At 60.1% G+C, this 17,447-nt stretch carries 11 protein-coding genes; 10 read left to right on the plus strand and 1 reads right to left on the minus strand.

Going from position 1 to position 17,447, the window contains the following annotated elements:
• Positions 1 to 158 precede the first annotated feature (158 nt).
• Entirely contained in the window at positions 159 to 1,427 is a 1,269-nt protein-coding gene (locus AC07V9_RS13980) for a malic enzyme-like NAD(P)-binding protein (RefSeq protein ID WP_495016297.1), read from the plus strand.
• A gap of 147 nt (positions 1,428 to 1,574) precedes the next feature.
• Here AC07V9_RS13980 and AC07V9_RS13985 read toward each other — a convergent pair whose 3' ends face one another.
• Positions 1,575 to 4,049 (minus strand): penicillin-binding protein 1A, encoded by a 2,475-nt coding sequence (locus tag AC07V9_RS13985; RefSeq protein ID WP_495016441.1) that lies wholly within the window; start codon positions 4,047 to 4,049, stop codon positions 1,575 to 1,577.
• A gap of 209 nt (positions 4,050 to 4,258) precedes the next feature.
• Between AC07V9_RS13985 and AC07V9_RS13990 the strand changes: the two genes are divergently transcribed.
• The 9 genes from AC07V9_RS13990 to gltB all read left to right on the plus strand — a co-directional run bounded on the left by AC07V9_RS13990 (position 4,259) and on the right by gltB (position 17,410).
• Complete coding sequence (locus tag AC07V9_RS13990; protein ID WP_495016298.1) at positions 4,259 to 5,323, plus strand: pilus assembly protein PilM; 1,065 nt, start codon at positions 4,259 to 4,261, stop codon at positions 5,321 to 5,323.
• A complete protein-coding gene (locus AC07V9_RS13995; protein ID WP_495016299.1) occupies positions 5,323 to 5,904 on the plus strand; it encodes a PilN domain-containing protein in 582 nt (193 codons plus the stop codon). The genes AC07V9_RS13990 and AC07V9_RS13995 overlap by 1 nt, the downstream gene beginning before the upstream one ends.
• On the plus strand, positions 5,901 to 6,548 hold the full coding sequence (pilO, locus tag AC07V9_RS14000; RefSeq protein ID WP_495016300.1) for a type 4a pilus biogenesis protein PilO: 648 nt from the start codon (positions 5,901 to 5,903) through the stop codon (positions 6,546 to 6,548). The genes AC07V9_RS13995 and pilO overlap by 4 nt, the downstream gene beginning before the upstream one ends.
• The gene (gene pilP, locus AC07V9_RS14005; protein ID WP_495016301.1) at positions 6,545 to 7,072 is read left to right on the plus strand and encodes a type 4a pilus biogenesis lipoprotein PilP; all 528 of its coding nucleotides are present in this window, start codon (positions 6,545 to 6,547) and stop codon (positions 7,070 to 7,072) included. The genes pilO and pilP overlap by 4 nt, the downstream gene beginning before the upstream one ends.
• Positions 7,073 to 7,125: 53 nt before the next feature.
• Positions 7,126 to 9,216 (plus strand): type IV pilus secretin PilQ, encoded by a 2,091-nt coding sequence (locus AC07V9_RS14010; RefSeq protein ID WP_495016302.1) that lies wholly within the window; start codon positions 7,126 to 7,128, stop codon positions 9,214 to 9,216.
• Between the two features lie 4 nt (positions 9,217 to 9,220).
• Positions 9,221 to 9,739: a shikimate kinase AroK gene (gene aroK, locus AC07V9_RS14015; RefSeq protein ID WP_495016303.1), complete on the plus strand. Its 519-nt coding sequence runs from the start codon at positions 9,221 to 9,223 to the stop codon at positions 9,737 to 9,739.
• A 129-nt stretch (positions 9,740 to 9,868) separates the two neighbouring features.
• On the plus strand, positions 9,869 to 10,972 hold the full coding sequence (aroB, locus tag AC07V9_RS14020) for a 3-dehydroquinate synthase (protein WP_495016304.1): 1,104 nt from the start codon (positions 9,869 to 9,871) through the stop codon (positions 10,970 to 10,972).
• Positions 10,973 to 10,982: 10 nt separating this feature from the next.
• Positions 10,983 to 12,605 carry an SPOR domain-containing protein gene (locus tag AC07V9_RS14025; protein ID WP_495016305.1) on the plus strand — a complete coding sequence of 541 codons (1,623 nt, stop codon included), beginning with the start codon at positions 10,983 to 10,985 and terminating at the stop codon, positions 12,603 to 12,605.
• 359 nt (positions 12,606 to 12,964) lie between these two features.
• Complete coding sequence (gene gltB, locus AC07V9_RS14030) at positions 12,965 to 17,410, plus strand: glutamate synthase large subunit (protein WP_495016306.1); 4,446 nt, start codon at positions 12,965 to 12,967, stop codon at positions 17,408 to 17,410.
• Positions 17,411 to 17,447 lie beyond the last annotated feature (37 nt).

Below are 17,447 nucleotides of genomic sequence, written 5' to 3' on the forward strand. Positions count from 1 at the left end.
CGATTGTTTGCAGTGCAGGCCTTGTATATTGCGGCTCTACGCTGAAAGTCGTAGATGCGGCCCCTTGACACAGGTGACTCGGCAGTCTTGTTAGGACTTTCTGACTTGCGTATGCTCGTTCGTCCGTCTGTCCAACAGCAAAAAAGCGGAATGCCCCCATGTCAGATTTGAAAACTGCCGCTCTCGAATATCACGCCAATCCTCGCCCTGGGAAACTGAGCGTCGAACTCACCAAAGCCACCGCGACCGCTCGCGATCTGTCGCTGGCTTACAGCCCTGGCGTCGCAGAGCCGGTGCGTGAAATCGGCCGTGATCCAGAGTTGGCTTATAAGTACACCGGCAAGGGCAACCTGGTCGCGGTCATCTCCGATGGCACCGCGATCCTGGGCCTTGGCAACCTTGGTCCTCTGGCTTCCAAGCCTGTGATGGAAGGTAAAGGTGTCCTGTTCAAGCGTTTCGCCGGTATCGACGTATTCGACATCGAAGTCGACTCGGAAAGCCCTCAGGCCTTCATCGACACCGTCAAGCGCATTTCCATTACCTTCGGCGGCATCAACCTGGAAGACATCAAGGCACCTGAGTGCTTCGAGATCGAAAAGGCGCTGATCGAACAGTGCGACATCCCGGTATTCCACGATGACCAGCACGGCACCGCGATCGTCACCGCCGCCGGCATGATCAACGCACTGGAAATTGCTGGCAAAACCCTGGAGCAGGCGAAGATCGTCTGCCTGGGCGCCGGTGCCGCGGCCATCTCTTGCATGAAGTTGCTGGTGAGCATGGGCGCGAAGATCGAAAACATCTTCATGATCGACCGTAACGGCGTCGTGCACTCCGAGCGCTCCGATCTGAACCAGTACAAGGCGCAGTTCGCTCACGCGACCGACAAGCGCACCCTGGCTGACGCCCTGAATGGTGCTGACGTGTTCGTGGGTCTTTCCGGCCCGAACCTGCTGAGCGCTGAAGGCCTGAAGTCCATGGCGGCCAACCCGATCGTGTTCGCGTGCTCGAACCCTGATCCGGAAATCTCCCCTGAGCTGGCTCACGCCACTCGCAGCGACGTAATCATGGCCACCGGCCGTTCGGACTACCCGAACCAGGTCAACAACGTGCTGGGCTTCCCGTTCATCTTCCGTGGTGCTCTGGACGTTCGCGCCAAACGCATCAACGAAGAGATGAAGATCGCTGCTGCCAACGCCCTGCGTGAACTGGCCAAGCTGCCGGTTCCCAAGGAAGTGTCTGACGCCTACGGTGGCATCCAGCTGGAATTCGGTCGTGAGTACATCATTCCGAAACCACTGGACGTTCGCCTCTTGACCGTCGTTTCCGATGCCGTGGCCAAGGCTGCGATCGAAAGTGGTGTGGCAACCCTGCCGTATCCGAAGCATTACCCGCTGACCAACGTGGATCAGGTCTTTAACGGCTAAAAGCAGTCGCTGCCCCACAAAAAACCGGCCCTCAGAGGCCGGTTTTTTTTGTGGGGCAGCTTTGAGCTATAAGCATCAAGCTGCAAGTCAAAGCGTCCGCGGAGTTGCTTCTACTTGTGGCTTGCAGCTTGAAACTTGCGGCTGCTGTTAAAACAGATCGATCGGCGCCGATTCGTCCGCTGGCAGCGGGCTGCCGGGGGCCGGACTGCCGTTGAGCTCGTTCACGCTTGGCGGCGTGTCTTCGCTCTTGAACAGCTCAAAGAATGCACCTGCCGTGCTCGGCGTGGCAGAGCGGCCGCTGATCGGGTCGATGCGCAGGCTCAGGATGCCATCAGGCTCAGCCTGCACGTGTGGCGGCTTGTCCTTGAGCGCGGCGCTCATGTAATTCATCCAGATCGGCAGCGCGACCGTGCCGCCGAATTCATGACGACCCAGGCTCTCTGGCTGGTCGAAGCCGGTCCAGACCGTGGTCACGTAGTCGCCGTTGTAGCCGGAGAACCAGGCGTCTTTCGAGTCGTTGGTGGTACCGGTCTTGCCTGCGATGTCCGGGCGGTTCATCGACAAAGCGCGTCGGCCCGTGCCGCGCTTGATCACGTCCTGCAACATGCTGTTGAGGATATAAGTGGTGCGACCGTCAACGATGCGCGGAGCGACAGCCGGAGCTGGCGGTGCGCCGTTGGCATCGAGCGCGTTCGGTACGGTATTGGCGGTCAGTGCTGGGGTTTCGGGTGCTGCGTACGTTGTCGCGTTGCTGACCAATGCTTCGTTGACGGCTTTCGGGTTTGTGTCGTTGGCCGGAACGGTCGGCGGGTTGGCGACGAACAGCGTCTTGCCTTCACGGTCTTCAACCTTGTCGATCAGGTACGGGCTGACCTTGTAGCCGCCGTTGGCGAAGGTGCTCCAACCGCTGACGATTTCCATCGGTGTCAACGTTGCGGTACCCAGCGCCAGCGAGAGGTTAGGCGGCAGGTCCTGCTTGTTGAAGCCAAAGCGGGTGATGTAGTTGATCGCCGTGTTGACCCCCAGGCTTTGCAGCAGGCGGATCGACACCAGGTTACGCGACTTGTACAAGGCTTCGCGCAGGCGGATCGGGCCGAGGAAGGTGCCAGTGTCGTTCTTCGGACGCCAGACCTTGTCGACTGCCTCGTCGACGAACACGATCGGTGCGTCGTTTACCAGGCTTGCAGCGGTGTAGCCGTTGTCCAGCGCGGCGGAATAAAGGAACGGCTTGAAGCTCGAGCCCGGCTGGCGCTTGGCCTGCATGGCACGGTTGTAGTTGCTCTGTTCGAATGCAAAACCGCCCACCAGCGCACGGATCGCGCCGTTATGCGGGTCCAGCGAGACCAGCGCGCTCTGCGCCTGCGGGATCTGGCTGAATTTGAGCGAGTTGTCAGGCTGGCGCTGTACGCGTACCAGATCACCCACATGGGCAACGTCCGCCGGCTGCTTGGGATTCGGCCCTACACTGTTGATGTTCAGGAATGCCTTGGCCCACTTCATGCTGTCCCACGAAACGGTCTCTTCCTGCTCGCCATTGCGGGTCAGGACGTGAATACCGTTCTTGTCGATCTGGCTGACGATCGCCGGCTCCAGACCGCTGATCGGGCGCTGTTTGCTCAGTTCCTGCACCCAGGCATCGCGTGTCAGGCCCGGAAAACGGCTCTCCGGTCCGCGATAGCCATGGCGCTGGTCGTATTCGATCAGGCCATCCTGAACGGCCTTGTTGGCGTCTTCCTGCAGGTTGCTTGGAACAGTAGTGGTGACGCGGAAGCCTTCTGTGTAGGCTTCGCTGCCGTAGCGGCCGACCATTTCGGCGCGGGCCATTTCAGCGATGTACGGCGCGTTCACTTCAGGGCTCTGAACGTGATAGCTGGCGTTGATCGGCTCGGCCAGGGCCGTCTGATAGGTGTTCTGGTCGATCTTGCCCAGTTTGTACATGCGGCCCAGGATCCAGTCGCGGCGCTCTTTTGCGCGCACCGGGTTGGCCAGTGGGTTGAATCGTGACGGTGCCTTGGGCAGGCCGGCGATCATCGCCATTTGCGCGACGCTGACGTCGCGAATGGATTTGCCGTAATAAACCTGTGCTGCGGCCTCGATACCATAAGCCCTGTTGCCCAGGTAGATCTTGTTGACGTAGAGCTCGAGAATCTCGTCTTTGGTAAGTTGGCGCTCGATTTGCAAGGCCAGAAGAATCTCGGTGGTTTTTCGCGAAAAGCTGCGCTCGCTGGTCAGGAAGTAGTTTTTCGCGACCTGCATGGTGATGGTCGAGCCACCGGACTGAATGTGGCCGCTCTTGACCAACTGGCTGGCGGCGCGCATCAGGCTGCTGGGATCGACGCCATAGTGGTTGGCGAAGTTGTCGTCTTCGGCCGACAGCAGCGCACTGATGAAATTGGGTGGAATATCGGCGAAGCGGATCGGAGATCGGCGCATTTCACCGAACTCGGCAATCAGCTTGCCATCACTGCTGAACACGCGCAGCGGAATCTGCAGTTGAATGTTGCGCAACGCGTCGACCGAAGGCAGATTCGGCGAGAGATAGAGGAAAGCGCCGCTCAGGCCGAGCAGCAGGCCGCAGACAACAGCGACCAGGGACCACCAGAAAAACTTCAGCAGGCGTATCAAGGCTTTTGGATTTCCAGAAAAAAGAATGGGTTAAGCGCAGGCATTTACAAATGAACACGCCTTGAAGCTTTGCTACACGAAAAAAACGCTGGGCATTATAAGCATTTTTCGTCGTCGAGCGTTATTTGCGCTACTGTCAAGGCTGTCGGCGGTGGTGTTGGACAAAAAAATATCCGTAAGTGACGGAAACGCATAGGGAATCGGTTGTGTTCGAACTCTTCAGTAAGAAGGCCAATATCCTTCTAGGGATCGATATAAGCTCCACCTCGGTGAAACTCCTTGAATTGAGTCGTTCCGGTGCCCGCTACAAGGTCGAGTCGTATGCGGTCGAGCCACTGCCTGCGAACGCGGTGGTGGAGAAGAACATTGCTGAGCTTGAGGGCGTTGGCAATGCATTGGCGCGCGTGCTGGTAAAAGCCAAGACCAACGTCAAAATCGCGGCGGTTGCCGTGGCCGGGTCGGCGGTCATTACCAAGACCATAGAGATGGATGCCGGGCTTTCCGACGACGAGATGGAAAACCAGCTCAAGATCGAAGCCGACCAGTACATCCCCTATCCTTTGGAAGAAGTCGCCATCGATTTCGAAGTGCAAGGCTACTCGGTGCGCAACCCTGAGCGTGTCGAAGTGCTGCTGGCTGCCTGTCGCAAGGAAAACGTCGAAGTGCGCGAGGCCGCTCTGGCCCTGGCCAATCTGACCGCCCGCGTGGTCGACGTCGAGGCCTACGCGCTTGAGCGCTCTTTCGGTCTGCTGTCTGCTCAATTGGGCCAGGACCACGAACAGCTGACTGTCGCCGTGATCGACATCGGCGCCACCATGACCACCCTCAGCGTGTTGCACAACGGTCGCATCATCTATACCCGCGAGCAGTTGTTTGGCGGGCGTCAGCTCACCGAGGAAATCCAGCGCCGCTACGGCCTGTCGGTGAACGAAGCGGGTCTGGCCAAAAAACAGGGCGGCTTGCCCGACGACTATACCCTCGAAGTGCTGCAGCCATTCAAGGACGCTGTAGTTCAGCAGGTTTCCCGCTCCTTGCAGTTCTTCTTTGCCGCCGGCCAGTACAACCGGGTCGACTACATCATGCTGGCGGGCGGGACGGCGTCCATTGCCGGGCTCGATCGCCTGATTCAGGAGCGTCTCGGGACGCCCACCATGGTCGCTAACCCCTTTGCCGACATGGCGCTGAGTGCCAAGGTCAACGCCGGTGCGTTGGCCAGTGATGCCCCTGCATTGATGATCGCCTGCGGTCTGGCGTTGAGGAGCTTCGACTGATGGCACGGATCAACTTACTCCCTTGGCGTGAACAGCTTCGCGAAGAGCGCAAGAAGCGTTTTCTGCTGTCTCTCGTCGGCGTGCTGGTGGTCGGGGTCGGCGCGATTTTTCTGACTGATCAATACTTGAGCAGCGCAATCAGTCATCAGAACGCCCGCAACCAGTTCATCAAGACCGAAATCGTCCAGCTCGATGCGCGTATCAAGGAAATCAGCGAGCTCAAGGCTCGCCGCAAGCAGCTGCTTGAACGCATGAAGATCATTCAGGACCTGCAAGGCAACCGGCCGATCATTGGCCGGATTTTCGATCAACTGGCGCGCACGCTGCCCGATGGTGTGTATTTCAGCGAAGTGAAGATGACGGACAACCTGATCAGCATCTCCGGGTCTGCGGAGTCGAACAATCGTGTGTCGGATTTGCTGCGCAATCTGGAAGCGTCCGACTGGCTGGAGGCGCCGAGCCTGACTGAGGTGAAGGCCAACAGCGCGGCGGGTTCTGCCGATCAGTCCAACTCCTTCCAGCTGACAGTGCGTCAGACGCAGCCTGCGGCGGATCCTGTCGTGAAAGGAGCCAAGCCATGAATGTGAATGAATGGTTCGACAGCCTGCGCAAGATCGATATCAACGACCTGGACATCAACAACCTCGGTGCCTGGCCTGCGGCCGTCAAGACCATCGTCGGCGCCTTGCTGCTGGTGCTGGTACTGGCCGCTGGTTACTTTTTTTACATTCAGGACATACAGACGCAGCTGGATCAGGCGCGCAATGACGAAAGCACCCTGAAGGAGCAGTTTTCCACCAAGGCCTTTCAGGCCGCCAACCTTCCGGCCTACAAGGCGCAGATGGTTGAGATGGAAAACACCTTCGGCGCGCTGCTGCGCCAGCTGCCCGGTGATACCGAAGTGCCGGGTCTGCTGGAAGACATCACCCGTACCGGGCTTGGCAGTGGTCTTGAGTTTGAAGAGATCAAGCTGCTGCCGGAAACGGCCCAGCAGTTCTATATCGAGCTGCCGATTCAGATCACCGTCACCGGTGGCTATCACGACCTGGCGACTTTCGTCAGCGGCGTGGCCAGCCTGCCGCGCATCGTCACGTTGCATGATTTTGAAATCAAACCGGTGGATGTCAAATCCCCTGGAAAACTGCGCATGAGCATTCTCGCCAAGACCTATCGCTACAACGACAAGGGCCTGCAAGGCGCTGACAACAAAGGACAGGCGAAATGAGGGCCGTGCATTGGTTGTGCGTCGGCTTCGCGCTGATGGTGCTGGCCGGTTGTGACGGCTCCGGCGAATACGACGACCTGAAGCAATTCATGGCGCAGGTACGTGCGCGCCCGGTCGGTGCCATCGAGCCAATGCCCAAGTTCAGGCCGTACGAAGCCTTCACTTACGCGGCCGCCAGTTTGCGCAGCCCATTCCAGCCGCCGATCAAGGTCGATCTGGTCAACCGTCAGAAGGGTTCGCGTCTGGTTCAGCCCGATCCGACCCGGGTCAAGCAGTTCCTGGAAGGCTTTAACATCGACGGTTTCGAAATGGTCGGTACGTTGAGCAACGAAACCGGTACCTTCGCACTGTTGCGAGGGGCGGGTGGGGTGCACCGTGTCAAGGTCGGCGACTACCTGGGTCGCAACGACGGCCGAATCGTCTCCATCACCGACTCGGCGGTGCAGGTGATCGAAATCGTGCCGGATGGAGAGGGAGCCTGGCTTGAGCGGCCGCGCAGCATTTCCCTGAAAGAACGCTCATGAAGACGAACAGCAAGCGAAACACCTTCGAATCTGCACAGTGGTGGAATGTGAACATGACCAGGATTCTCTCGATTATCGGCGTATCGCTATGGATGGCGATGCTTTCACCGATTCTCCAGGCGGCCAACCTCAAGACGCTCGATGTCGCCGCATTGCCGGGGGATCGGGTCGAGTTGAAGCTGTCCTTTGACGGTCCCGTGGCGGCCCCGCGCGGCTACACCACCGAGCAGCCGGCGCGCATTGCACTGGATTTGCCGGGCGTCACCAGTCAGTTGGGCGTAAAGAGCCGGGATCTGGGCTCGGGTAACGCCCACAGTGTCGTGGTGGTCGAGGCCAAGGATCGCACGCGTGTGATCATCAACCTCACCACGCTTGCGCCTTACAGCTCGCGGGTCGAGGGCAATAACCTGTTCGTGGTCGTGGGGCAGGGCGCCGCCGCAGCGCAGGGTTCGCAACCGAGCACCGCACAAGGCGCGCCGCGAGTGAGCGTGCCGCCTGCCACGGCCAGCGCTGCACAGCCCAAGCCTGCTCCTCGCTCGTATGCGCCGGGGCCACGGTCGGTGCGCAATGTCGATTTTCAGCGCGGCGAACTGGGCGAAGGCAACGTCGTTATCGAACTGAGCGACCCAAGCATTGCCCCTGACATTCAGGAGCAGGGCGGCAAGATTCGTGTCGATTTCGCCAACACCCAACTGCCTGATCCGCTGCGTGTGCGCCTGGACGTGAAGGATTTCGCAACCCCCGTGCAGTTCGTCAATTCCAGCGTCAGCGGCAACAAGACCAGCATTTCCATCGAACCGTCAGGTGCGTTCGACTATTCGGCCTACCAGGCCGAAAACAAGCTGACCATCAGCGTGCGTCCGCTGACCAATGAAGACGTAGCGCGCCGCAATGCCGACAAGCTGGTCTACACCGGCGAGAAGCTGTCGCTGAACTTCCAGGACATCGATGTGCGCTCGGTGTTGCAGCTGATCGCCGACTTCACCAACCTCAACCTCGTGGCCAGTGATACGGTTCAGGGCGGCATCACTTTGCGCCTGCAGAATGTGCCGTGGGACCAGGCGCTGGATCTGGTGCTCAAGACCAAAGGTCTGGACAAACGCAAGGTCGGCAACGTGCTGCTGGTTGCTCCGGCTGACGAAATTGCTGCCCGTGAGCGTCAGGAGCTGGAATCGCTGAAGCAGATTTCCGAGCTGGCGCCGCTGCGTCGTGAGCTGCTGCAGGTGAACTACGCCAAGGCTGCCGACATCGCCAAGCTGTTCCAGTCGGTGACCAGTGCCGAGTCCAAGGAGCAGGAGCGTGGCTCCATCACGGTGGATGAGCGCACCAACAACATCATTGCCTACCAGACCCAGGATCGCCTGGACGAGCTGCGACGTATCGTCTCCCAGCTGGATATTCCGGTGCGTCAGGTCATGATCGAGGCGCGCATCGTCGAAGCCAACGTCGACTACGACAAATCCCTGGGTGTGCGTTGGGGTGGCTCGAGCACCAAAGGCAACTTCACCACCGGCGGCAGCGGCACGGTCACCGGCGCGGGCAACACCAATGGCCCGTACGTGGACATGGGTGTCAGCGATCCGACCTCCTCGATCGGTCTGGGCTTTCTGACCAACAACACCATCCTGGACCTCGAACTGACCGCCATGGAGAAAACCGGTAACGGTGAAGTCGTCTCCCAGCCCAAGGTCGTCACCTCCGACAAGGAAACCGCAAAAATCCTGAAAGGTACGGAAGTGCCGTATCAGGAAGCGAGCTCCAGCGGTGCGACCTCGGTATCGTTCAAGGAAGCGTCTTTGTCGCTGGAGGTGACCCCGCAGATCACCCCGGATAACCGCATCATCATGGAAGTGAAGGTCACCAAGGACGAACCTGACTACGTCAATACCGTGCTGGGTGTGCCGCCGATCAAGAAAAACGAGGTCAACGCCAAGGTGCTGGTGTCCGACGGCGAGACCATCGTCATCGGTGGCGTTTTCTCCAACACGCAGAATAAAGTCGTCGACAAGGTGCCATATTTGGGCGATGTGCCGTATGTTGGCCGCCTTTTCCGGCGGGATGTGGTCACGGAATCGAAATCCGAGCTGCTGGTGTTCCTCACTCCGCGTATCATGAACAACCAGGCGATTGCTGTGAGTCGTTGATTCTGTGCGAAATTTAATACTTGTGGGGCCGATGGGGGCTGGCAAAAGCACCATCGGCCGCCTGCTGGCCAAAGAGCTTCGACTGCCGTTCAAGGATTCCGACAAGGAAATCGAACTGCGAACGGGCGCCAATATCCCGTGGATTTTCGACAAGGAAGGTGAAGCGGGTTTTCGTGATCGTGAACAAGCCATGATTGCCGAGCTGTGCGCCTTTGATGGCGTGGTACTCGCAACCGGTGGTGGCGCGGTCATGCGCGAAGAAAACCGTCGTGCGCTGCATGCGGGCGGGCGGGTGGTCTATCTGCATGCATCGGTCGAGCAGCAGGTCGGACGCACGTCTCGCGACCGCAACCGGCCGCTGTTGCGCACCGCCGACCCTGCGCGGGTGCTGCGCGATCTCTTGGCCATTCGCGATCCGCTGTACCGCGAAATCGCCGATGTCATCATCGAAACCGATGAGCGGCCACCTCGAATGGTCGTTCTTGACATCCTTGCCCTGTTGGCCGAGCTTCCTCCCCGTTAAAGCACACGCGGAAATGCGCTATCCTCGGCGACCATAAAAAGCAGGGTCGCCAAATGGCCTTGCGCCGTGGTCCGTATCGGCGCTTTTACGCCGAACAGGCATCCAATTGTTAGAACACTGTGGGGACTCATGCAGACACTCAAGGTCGAGCTCGGCGAGCGCAGCTACCCGATCCATATTGGCGAAGGCCTGTTGGACCGGCCTGAACTGCTCAAGCCTTATATCGCTGGCAAGCAGGTTGCGATCGTTTCCAACAGCACCGTCGCGCCGCTGTACATCGAGCGTCTGACCAAGACCCTGGCCGGTTACAACGTCCTGCCGATCGTGCTGCCCGATGGCGAAGCGTTCAAGAACTGGGAAACCCTGCAACTCATTTTCGATGCCCTGCTGACTGCTCGTCACGACCGTCGTACCACCGTGATTGCCTTGGGTGGCGGCGTGATCGGCGACATGGCCGGTTTTGCGGCCGCCTGTTATCAGCGTGGGGTCGACTTTATCCAGATCCCGACCACACTGCTCTCGCAGGTAGATTCCTCGGTCGGCGGCAAGACCGGCATCAACCATCCGCTGGGCAAAAACATGGTAGGCGCGTTCTACCAGCCTCAGGCCGTGTTGATCGACACTACCTCGCTAAACACCCTGCCTGAACGCGAGCTGTCGGCTGGCCTTGCCGAGGTGATCAAATACGGTCTGATTTGTGACGAACCATTCCTGACATGGCTCGAAGACAATGTGGACAAGCTTCGTGGACTGGATCAGGCCACCCTGACGACCGCCATCGAGCGCTCCTGCGCGGCCAAGGCTGCTGTGGTGGGCGCCGATGAGCGCGAATCGGGTGTGCGCGCAACGCTCAATCTGGGCCACACCTTCGGCCACGCCATCGAGACCCACATGGGGTATGGCGTCTGGTTGCATGGCGAAGCGGTCGCTGCAGGTACGGTCATGGCGCTGGAGATGTCGGCGCGCCTGGGCTGGATCAGCGAACATGAACGAAATCGTGGGATCCGTCTGTTTCAGCGGGCCGGTTTGCCGGTGGTACCGCCTGAGGACATGACGCCTGAGCATTTCCTCGAACACATGGCGGTGGACAAAAAGGTGATCGACGGTCGTCTGCGTCTGGTGTTGCTGCGGCGCATGGGCGAAGCCGTGGTGACTGACGAATACCCAAAAGAAGTATTACAGGCCACATTGGTTGCGGACTACCGCGCCTTGGTGGATCAGCTTAGAGGTTAATGATAAATCCATGACTAGTTTGCACGCCGATGAGGCCTTTCTCGGTCACTATCAATTGAGTCATGACCCCTTTGCCACGCGGGTCCCGGGCTTCAAGTTCTTCCCTGCCCAGCGCAAGCCAGTACTGGGGCAATTGCACCATCTGGCCCGCTACAGCCAGTTGCTGTTGCTGGTCACCGGGCCTCACGGCAGCGGCAAGACCCTGCTGCGCCAGGCGTTGGTCGCAAGCACCAACAAGCAGTCGGTGCAGAGCGTTGTGGTGTCGGCCCGTGGCGCTGGTGATGCGTCTGGCGTTCTGCGTCAGGTAGCGCAAGCGCTGAATGTGGCTCAGCCGGAAATGCAGTCCATCCTGTCGCAGGTCGTGCAGTTGGGCCTGACCGGACAGGAAGTCTACGTGTTGGTGGACGATGCCGAACAACTGGGCGAATCCGCACTCGAAGCGTTGTTGGGATTGGCGGCAGGCACGCCTGAAGGGCGTCCGCACGTTTTCCTGTTCGGCGAGGCTTCGATCATCGACCGCCTGGATCAGCTGTGTGCCGAGAGCGGTTCGGATGAAGAACGCTTTCACGTCATCGAGCTGGCACCGTACACCGAAGAAGAAACCCGTGAGTATCTGGCGCAGCGCCTGGAAGGCGCCGGTCGAGGCATTGAGGTATTCAGTGCCGAGCAGATCACCGATATTCACGAACAGTCCAATGGATGGCCGGGCGCGATCAACCAGGTCGCGCGCGACTCGATGATCGAAGCCATGATCGCCAGCCGCTCTGCGGTCAAGCGTCCAAGTATGGGGTTCAAAATGCCTAAGAAACACGTGTTGGCTTTGGGTGGGGTAGTGGCTGCAGCCGTGCTGGCGGCAGTGTTGATTCCGGGGCGCGGAACGGCGCCGACGGCACCGGCCAACTCTCAGGCGCAACTGCCGCTGGGTCAGGGCCAGGCGCCTGCTCAGCAGTCGAACAACGGTGGCCCGGCCATCGAATTCGCCGGTAACTCGCAGCCGATGCCGCTACCGTTGGTCGGCAACTCGCAGCCAGTGATGCGCGGTCCTCTGGCCGAAGCTGCAGGTTCGGGTGAAGGCGATGGTGAGGATGGCGGCCCGGCTGCCAATCAGCCGCTGCAGCCGCCGACTGTCACCACCACAGCGCCGCCTGCCGGTGCTGCGGCGGGTCCGGCTCCGCAAATGGCGCAGACCCAAGTGCCGACGCCGCGTCCGGCGCCTGCTCAAGCTGCGCCTAAACCGGCTCCTGCGCCAGCCGCCAAACCTGCGCCAGCGCCGACTCAGGTCGCCACGGCCAAACCCGCGCCGGCTCCTGCGGCCAAGCCTGCTCCCGCAGCGCCTGCCACGGCTGGCGGCGGATGGTATGCAGGTCAAGCGCCGACGCACTTCGTGGTGCAGATCCTGGGCACCAGCTCCGAAGCCACCGCTCAGAGCTACGTGAAAGAGCAGGGCGCCGAGTACCGTTACTTCAAGAAAACCCTGCAAGGCAAACCGCTGTACGTGGTCACCTACGGCAGTTTTGCCGACCGCAACGCAGCACTCGCCGCTATCAAGAACTTGCCAGCGAAGGTTCAGGCTGGTAAACCTTGGCCTCGCACTGTCGGCAGTATCCAACAGGAACTCGCCGCAGCCCGCTGAAGACGCAGCGACCTTATCCGGGTCGCTCGCTTGGCTACCCAATTTCAACGCACGAGCGTGCTGCCAATGAGCAGCGCGCCTTGCGGTGTCTGCGTCTCAGGCACTCATTGAACTTTGGGCTCTCTTTGGTCAGACTCGCAAAAAAGCTCTTGGCTAGCACGAGAATCGCTTTAAAACCTTTCATGAATGCGACATAAATTTGCGGCGTTTCGTCGCTAAATTTGTGAGGCTTTGTGTCGGTGTGTACAATGACCTCCCTTTTGCTCCCGCAAAGCTGGCGTACGTTCAGCGTGGACGGTAAATGGTTGAATTGAAAAGAAATTTGCCTCGTTAAGAGGCAGCCTGGTGAGAATGTGTCTATGAAAGCAGGTCTGTACCATCCAGAAGAATTCAAGGATAACTGTGGTTTCGGCCTGATCGCCCATATGCAAGGCGAGCCCAGTCATCACCTGTTGCAGACGGCTATTGAAGCCCTGACCTGCATGACCCACCGTGGTGGGATCAACGCCGACGGCAAGACCGGTGACGGTTGCGGGCTGTTGATGCAAAAACCCGACACGTTCCTGCGCGCTGTCGCGAAAGAGCATTTCAGCGTCGAGCTGCCGCGCCAGTACTGCGTGGGCATGGTGTTCCTCAACCAGGACGACGCCAAAGCCCAAGCGGCCCGCGAAAACATGAATCGCGAAATCCTCGCCGAAGGCCTGACCCTGATCGGCTGGCGCCAGGTGCCGATCGACACCAGCGTTCTGGGCCGTCTGGCGCTGGAGCGTCTGCCGAAGATCGAGCAGGTGTTCATCGGCGGTGAAGGCCTGAGCGATCAGGAATTCGCCATCAAGCTGTTCTGTGCCCGTCGCCGTTCGTCGGTGGCCAACGCGGCCGACAGCGACCACTACATCTGCAGCTTCTCGCACAAGACCATCATCTATAAAGGCCTGATGATGCCGCGTGACCTCACGGCATTTTATCCAGACCTCAGCGACGAGCGCCTGCAGACCGCGATCTGCGTATTCCACCAGCGCTTCTCCACCAACACCCTGCCGAAATGGCCGTTGGCTCAGCCTTTCCGCTTCCTCGCCCACAACGGCGAGATCAACACCATTACCGGTAACCGCAACTGGGCTCAAGCTCGTCGTACCAAGTTCACCAATGATCTGATGGATCTGGACGAGTTGGGCCCGCTGGTCAACCGCGTAGGCTCCGACTCCTCGAGCATGGACAACATGCTGGAGTTGATGGTCACCGGCGGCATCGACCTCTTCCGTGGCGTGCGCATGCTCGTTCCGCCTGCATGGCAGAACGTCGAGACCATGGACCCGGATCTGCGCGCCTTCTACGAATTCAACTCCATGCACATGGAGCCGTGGGACGGCCCGGCCGGTATCGTGATGACCGAAGGTCGCCACGCGGTCTGCCTGCTCGACCGTAACGGTCTGCGTCCGGCGCGCTGGGTCACCACCAAGAACGGCTACATCACCCTGGCGTCGGAAATCGGCGTGTGGAACTACACCCCTGAAGACGTCATCGCCAAGGGCCGCGTAGGCCCGGGCCAGATCTTCGCCGTGGACACCGAAACCGGTCAGATCCTCGATACCGACGCCATCGACAGCCGTCTGAAGTCGCGCCATCCGTACAAGCAGTGGCTGCGCAAGAATGCGCTGCGCATTCAGGCGACGCTGGAAGATCACGATCACGGTTCGGCGTTCTACAACCCGGATCAGCTCAAGCAGTACATGAAGATGTTCCAGGTCACGTTCGAAGAGCGCGATCAGGTGCTGCGTCCGCTGGGCGAGCAAGGTCAGGAAGCCGTGGGCTCCATGGGTGACGACACGCCGATGGCCGTGCTGTCGCGGCGTGTGCGCACGCCTTACGACTACTTCCGTCAGCAGTTCGCGCAGGTCACCAACCCGCCGATCGACCCGCTGCGTGAAGCCATCGTCATGTCGCTGGAAGTCTGCCTCGGTGCTGAGCGCAACATCTTCCAGGAATCCCCTGAGCACGCTTCGCGCGTGATCCTCAGCTCCCCTGTCATCTCGCCTGCCAAGTGGCGCGCGCTGATGAACCTGGAGCGTGAAGGTTTCGATCGCGCCATCATCGACCTGAACTACGACGAAGCCACCGGCCTTGAAGCCGCGCTGCGCAACGTTGTCGATCAGGCCGAAGAAGCCGTGCGTGCCGGTCGCACCCAGATCGTGCTGAGCGACCGCCACATCGCGCCGGGCAAACTGCCGATTCACGCGTCGCTGGCCACCGGCGCCGTGCACCACCGCCTGACCGAGAAAGGCCTGCGCTGCGACAGCAACATTCTGGTCGAAACCGCGACTGCCCGTGACCCGCATCACTTCGCTGTACTGATCGGCTTTGGTGCGTCGGCGGTCTATCCGTTCCTGGCTTACGAAGTGCTGGGCGACCTGATCCGCACCGGCGAAGTGCTGGGCGATCTGTATGAAGTCTTCAAGAATTATCGCAAAGGCATCACCAAGGGCCTGCTCAAGATCCTGTCGAAAATGGGCATCTCCACCATCGGTTCGTACCGCGGTGCGCAGCTGTTCGAGGCCATCGGCCTGTCCGAAGAAGTCTGCGATCTGAGCTTCCGTGGCGTGCCGAGCCGCATCAAGGGTGCGCGTTTCGTCGACATCGAAGCCGAGCAGAAAGCCCTGGCCGGCGAAGCCTGGAGCCCGCGCAAGCCGATCCAGCAAGGCGGCCTGCTGAAGTTCGTCTATGGCGGCGAATACCACGCCTACAACCCTGACGTGGTCGCGACCCTGCAAGCCGCTGTGCAACAGGGCGACTACAGCAAGTTCAAGGAATACACCGCGCTGGTGGACAACCGTCCGGTGTCGATGATCCGCGACCTGTTCAAGGTCAAGGAACTCGACACGCCGTTGTCGATTGACGACATCGAGCCGCTGGAAGCGATCCTCAAGCGTTTCGACTCGGCGGGTATCTCGCTGGGCGCGCTGTCGCCGGAAGCTCACGAAGCGCTGGCCGAGGCCATGAACCGCCTGGGCGCACGTTCCAACTCCGGCGAAGGCGGTGAAGACCCGGCGCGCTACGGCACCATCCGCAGCTCCAAGATCAAGCAGATCGCCACCGGTCGTTTCGGTGTGACGCCTGAGTACCTGGTCAACGCTGACGTGTTGCAGATCAAAGTCGCGCAAGGCGCCAAGCCGGGCGAGGGTGGTCAATTGCCAGGCGGCAAGGTCAACGGTCTGATCGCCAAGCTGCGTTACGCGGTGCCGGGCGTGACCCTGATTTCGCCTCCGCCGCACCACGATATCTACTCGATCGAAGACCTGTCTCAGCTGATTTTCGACCTCAAGCAGGTCAACCCGGCTGCACTGGTTTCGGTCAAGCTGGTGGCAGAAGCGGGCGTCGGCACCATCGCCGCCGGCGTGGCCAAGGCGTACGCCGACCTGATCACCATTTCCGGCTACGACGGCGGCACCGGTGCATCGCCGCTGTCGTCGATCAAATACGCGGGCGCTCCGTGGGAAATCGGCCTGGCCGAAACCCACCAGACCCTGCGCGGCAACGATCTTCGCGGCAAGGTCCGGGTACAGACCGACGGTGGTCTGAAAACCGGTCTGGACGTGATCAAGGCCGCGATTCTCGGCGCCGAGAGCTTCGGCTTCGGTACGGCGCCCATGATCGCGCTGGGCTGCAAATACCTGCGTATCTGCCACCTGAACAACTGCGCCACCGGCGTTGCGACTCAGAACGACAAGCTGCGCAAGGATCACTACATCGGCACCGTCGACATGGTGATCAACTTCTTCACCTATGTGGCTGAAGAAACCCGCGAGTGGCTGGCCAAGCTGGGCGTTCGCTCGCTGGAAGAGCTGATCGGCCGTACCGATCTGCTGGACATCCTGCCGGGCGAGACCGCCAAACAGCAGCATCTTGACCTGACGCCATTGCTGGGCAGCGATCACATCCCGGCCGACAAGCCTCAGTTCAGTCTGGTCGACCGCAACCCGCCGTTCGACAAGGGCTTGCTGGCCGAGAAAATGGTCGAGCTGGCCAAGTCGGCCATCGAGTCCAAGAGCGGTGGCGAGTACGAACTCGACATCTGCAACTGCGACCGTTCCATCGGCGCGCGTATTTCCGGCGAAATCGCCAAGCTTCACGGCAACCAGGGCATGAAAGAGGCCCCGGTGACTTTCCGCTTCAAGGGCACGGCGGGTCAGAGCTTTGGCGTGTGGAACGCCGGCGGCCTGAACATGTACCTGGAAGGCGACGCCAACGACTACGTCGGCAAAGGCATGACAGCCGGCAAGCTGGTGATCGTGCCGCCCAAAGGCAGCCCGTTCAAAACCCAGGACAGCGCCATTGTCGGTAACACCTGCCTGTACGGCGCCACCGGCGGCAAGCTTTTTGCTGCAGGGACCGCCGGCGAGCGTTTCGCTGTGCGTAACTCGGGTGCCCACACCGTTGTGGAAGGCACCGGCGATCACTGCTGCGAATACATGACCGGCGGTTTTGTCTGCGTCTTGGGCAAGACAGGTTACAACTTCGGTTCCGGCATGACCGGCGGTTTCGCCTACGTGCTCGACCAGGACAACACCTTCGTCGACCGGGTCAACCACGAACTGGTTGAAATCCAGCGCATCAGCGGCGAAGCGATGGAAGCCTATCGCAGCCACCTGGAGCGCGTTCTCGCCGAATACGTTGCAGAAACCGATAGCGAGTGGGGCCGTAATCTCTGGGAAAACCTGGATGACTACCTGCGCCGCTTCTGGCTGGTGAAGCCTAAGGCCGCCAACCTCAAGTCTTTGCTGTCGAGTACACGCGCCAACCCGCAATAAAAGCAGCTGCAAGCGGCGAGCTACAAGCCGCAAGTTA

It is taken from the genome of Pseudomonas sp. GW821-FHT02A11, from assembly GCF_059421985.1.

What these genes read in the sequence shown, in the direction of transcription:
- gltB (WP_495016306.1), top strand. Translation starts at nt 12,965, where the DNA reads ATGAAAGCAGGTCTGTACCATCCAGAAGAATTCAAGGATAACTGTGGT.
- AC07V9_RS14010 (WP_495016302.1), top strand. Translation starts at nt 7,126, where the DNA reads ATGACCAGGATTCTCTCGATTATCGGCGTATCGCTATGGATGGCGATG.
- AC07V9_RS13995 (WP_495016299.1), top strand. Translation starts at nt 5,323, where the DNA reads ATGGCACGGATCAACTTACTCCCTTGGCGTGAACAGCTTCGCGAAGAG.
- aroB (WP_495016304.1), top strand. Translation starts at nt 9,869, where the DNA reads ATGCAGACACTCAAGGTCGAGCTCGGCGAGCGCAGCTACCCGATCCAT.
- AC07V9_RS13980 (WP_495016297.1), top strand. Translation starts at nt 159, where the DNA reads ATGTCAGATTTGAAAACTGCCGCTCTCGAATATCACGCCAATCCTCGC.
- pilO (WP_495016300.1), top strand. Translation starts at nt 5,901, where the DNA reads ATGAATGTGAATGAATGGTTCGACAGCCTGCGCAAGATCGATATCAAC.
- AC07V9_RS14025 (WP_495016305.1), top strand. Translation starts at nt 10,983, where the DNA reads ATGACTAGTTTGCACGCCGATGAGGCCTTTCTCGGTCACTATCAATTG.
- pilP (WP_495016301.1), top strand. Translation starts at nt 6,545, where the DNA reads ATGAGGGCCGTGCATTGGTTGTGCGTCGGCTTCGCGCTGATGGTGCTG.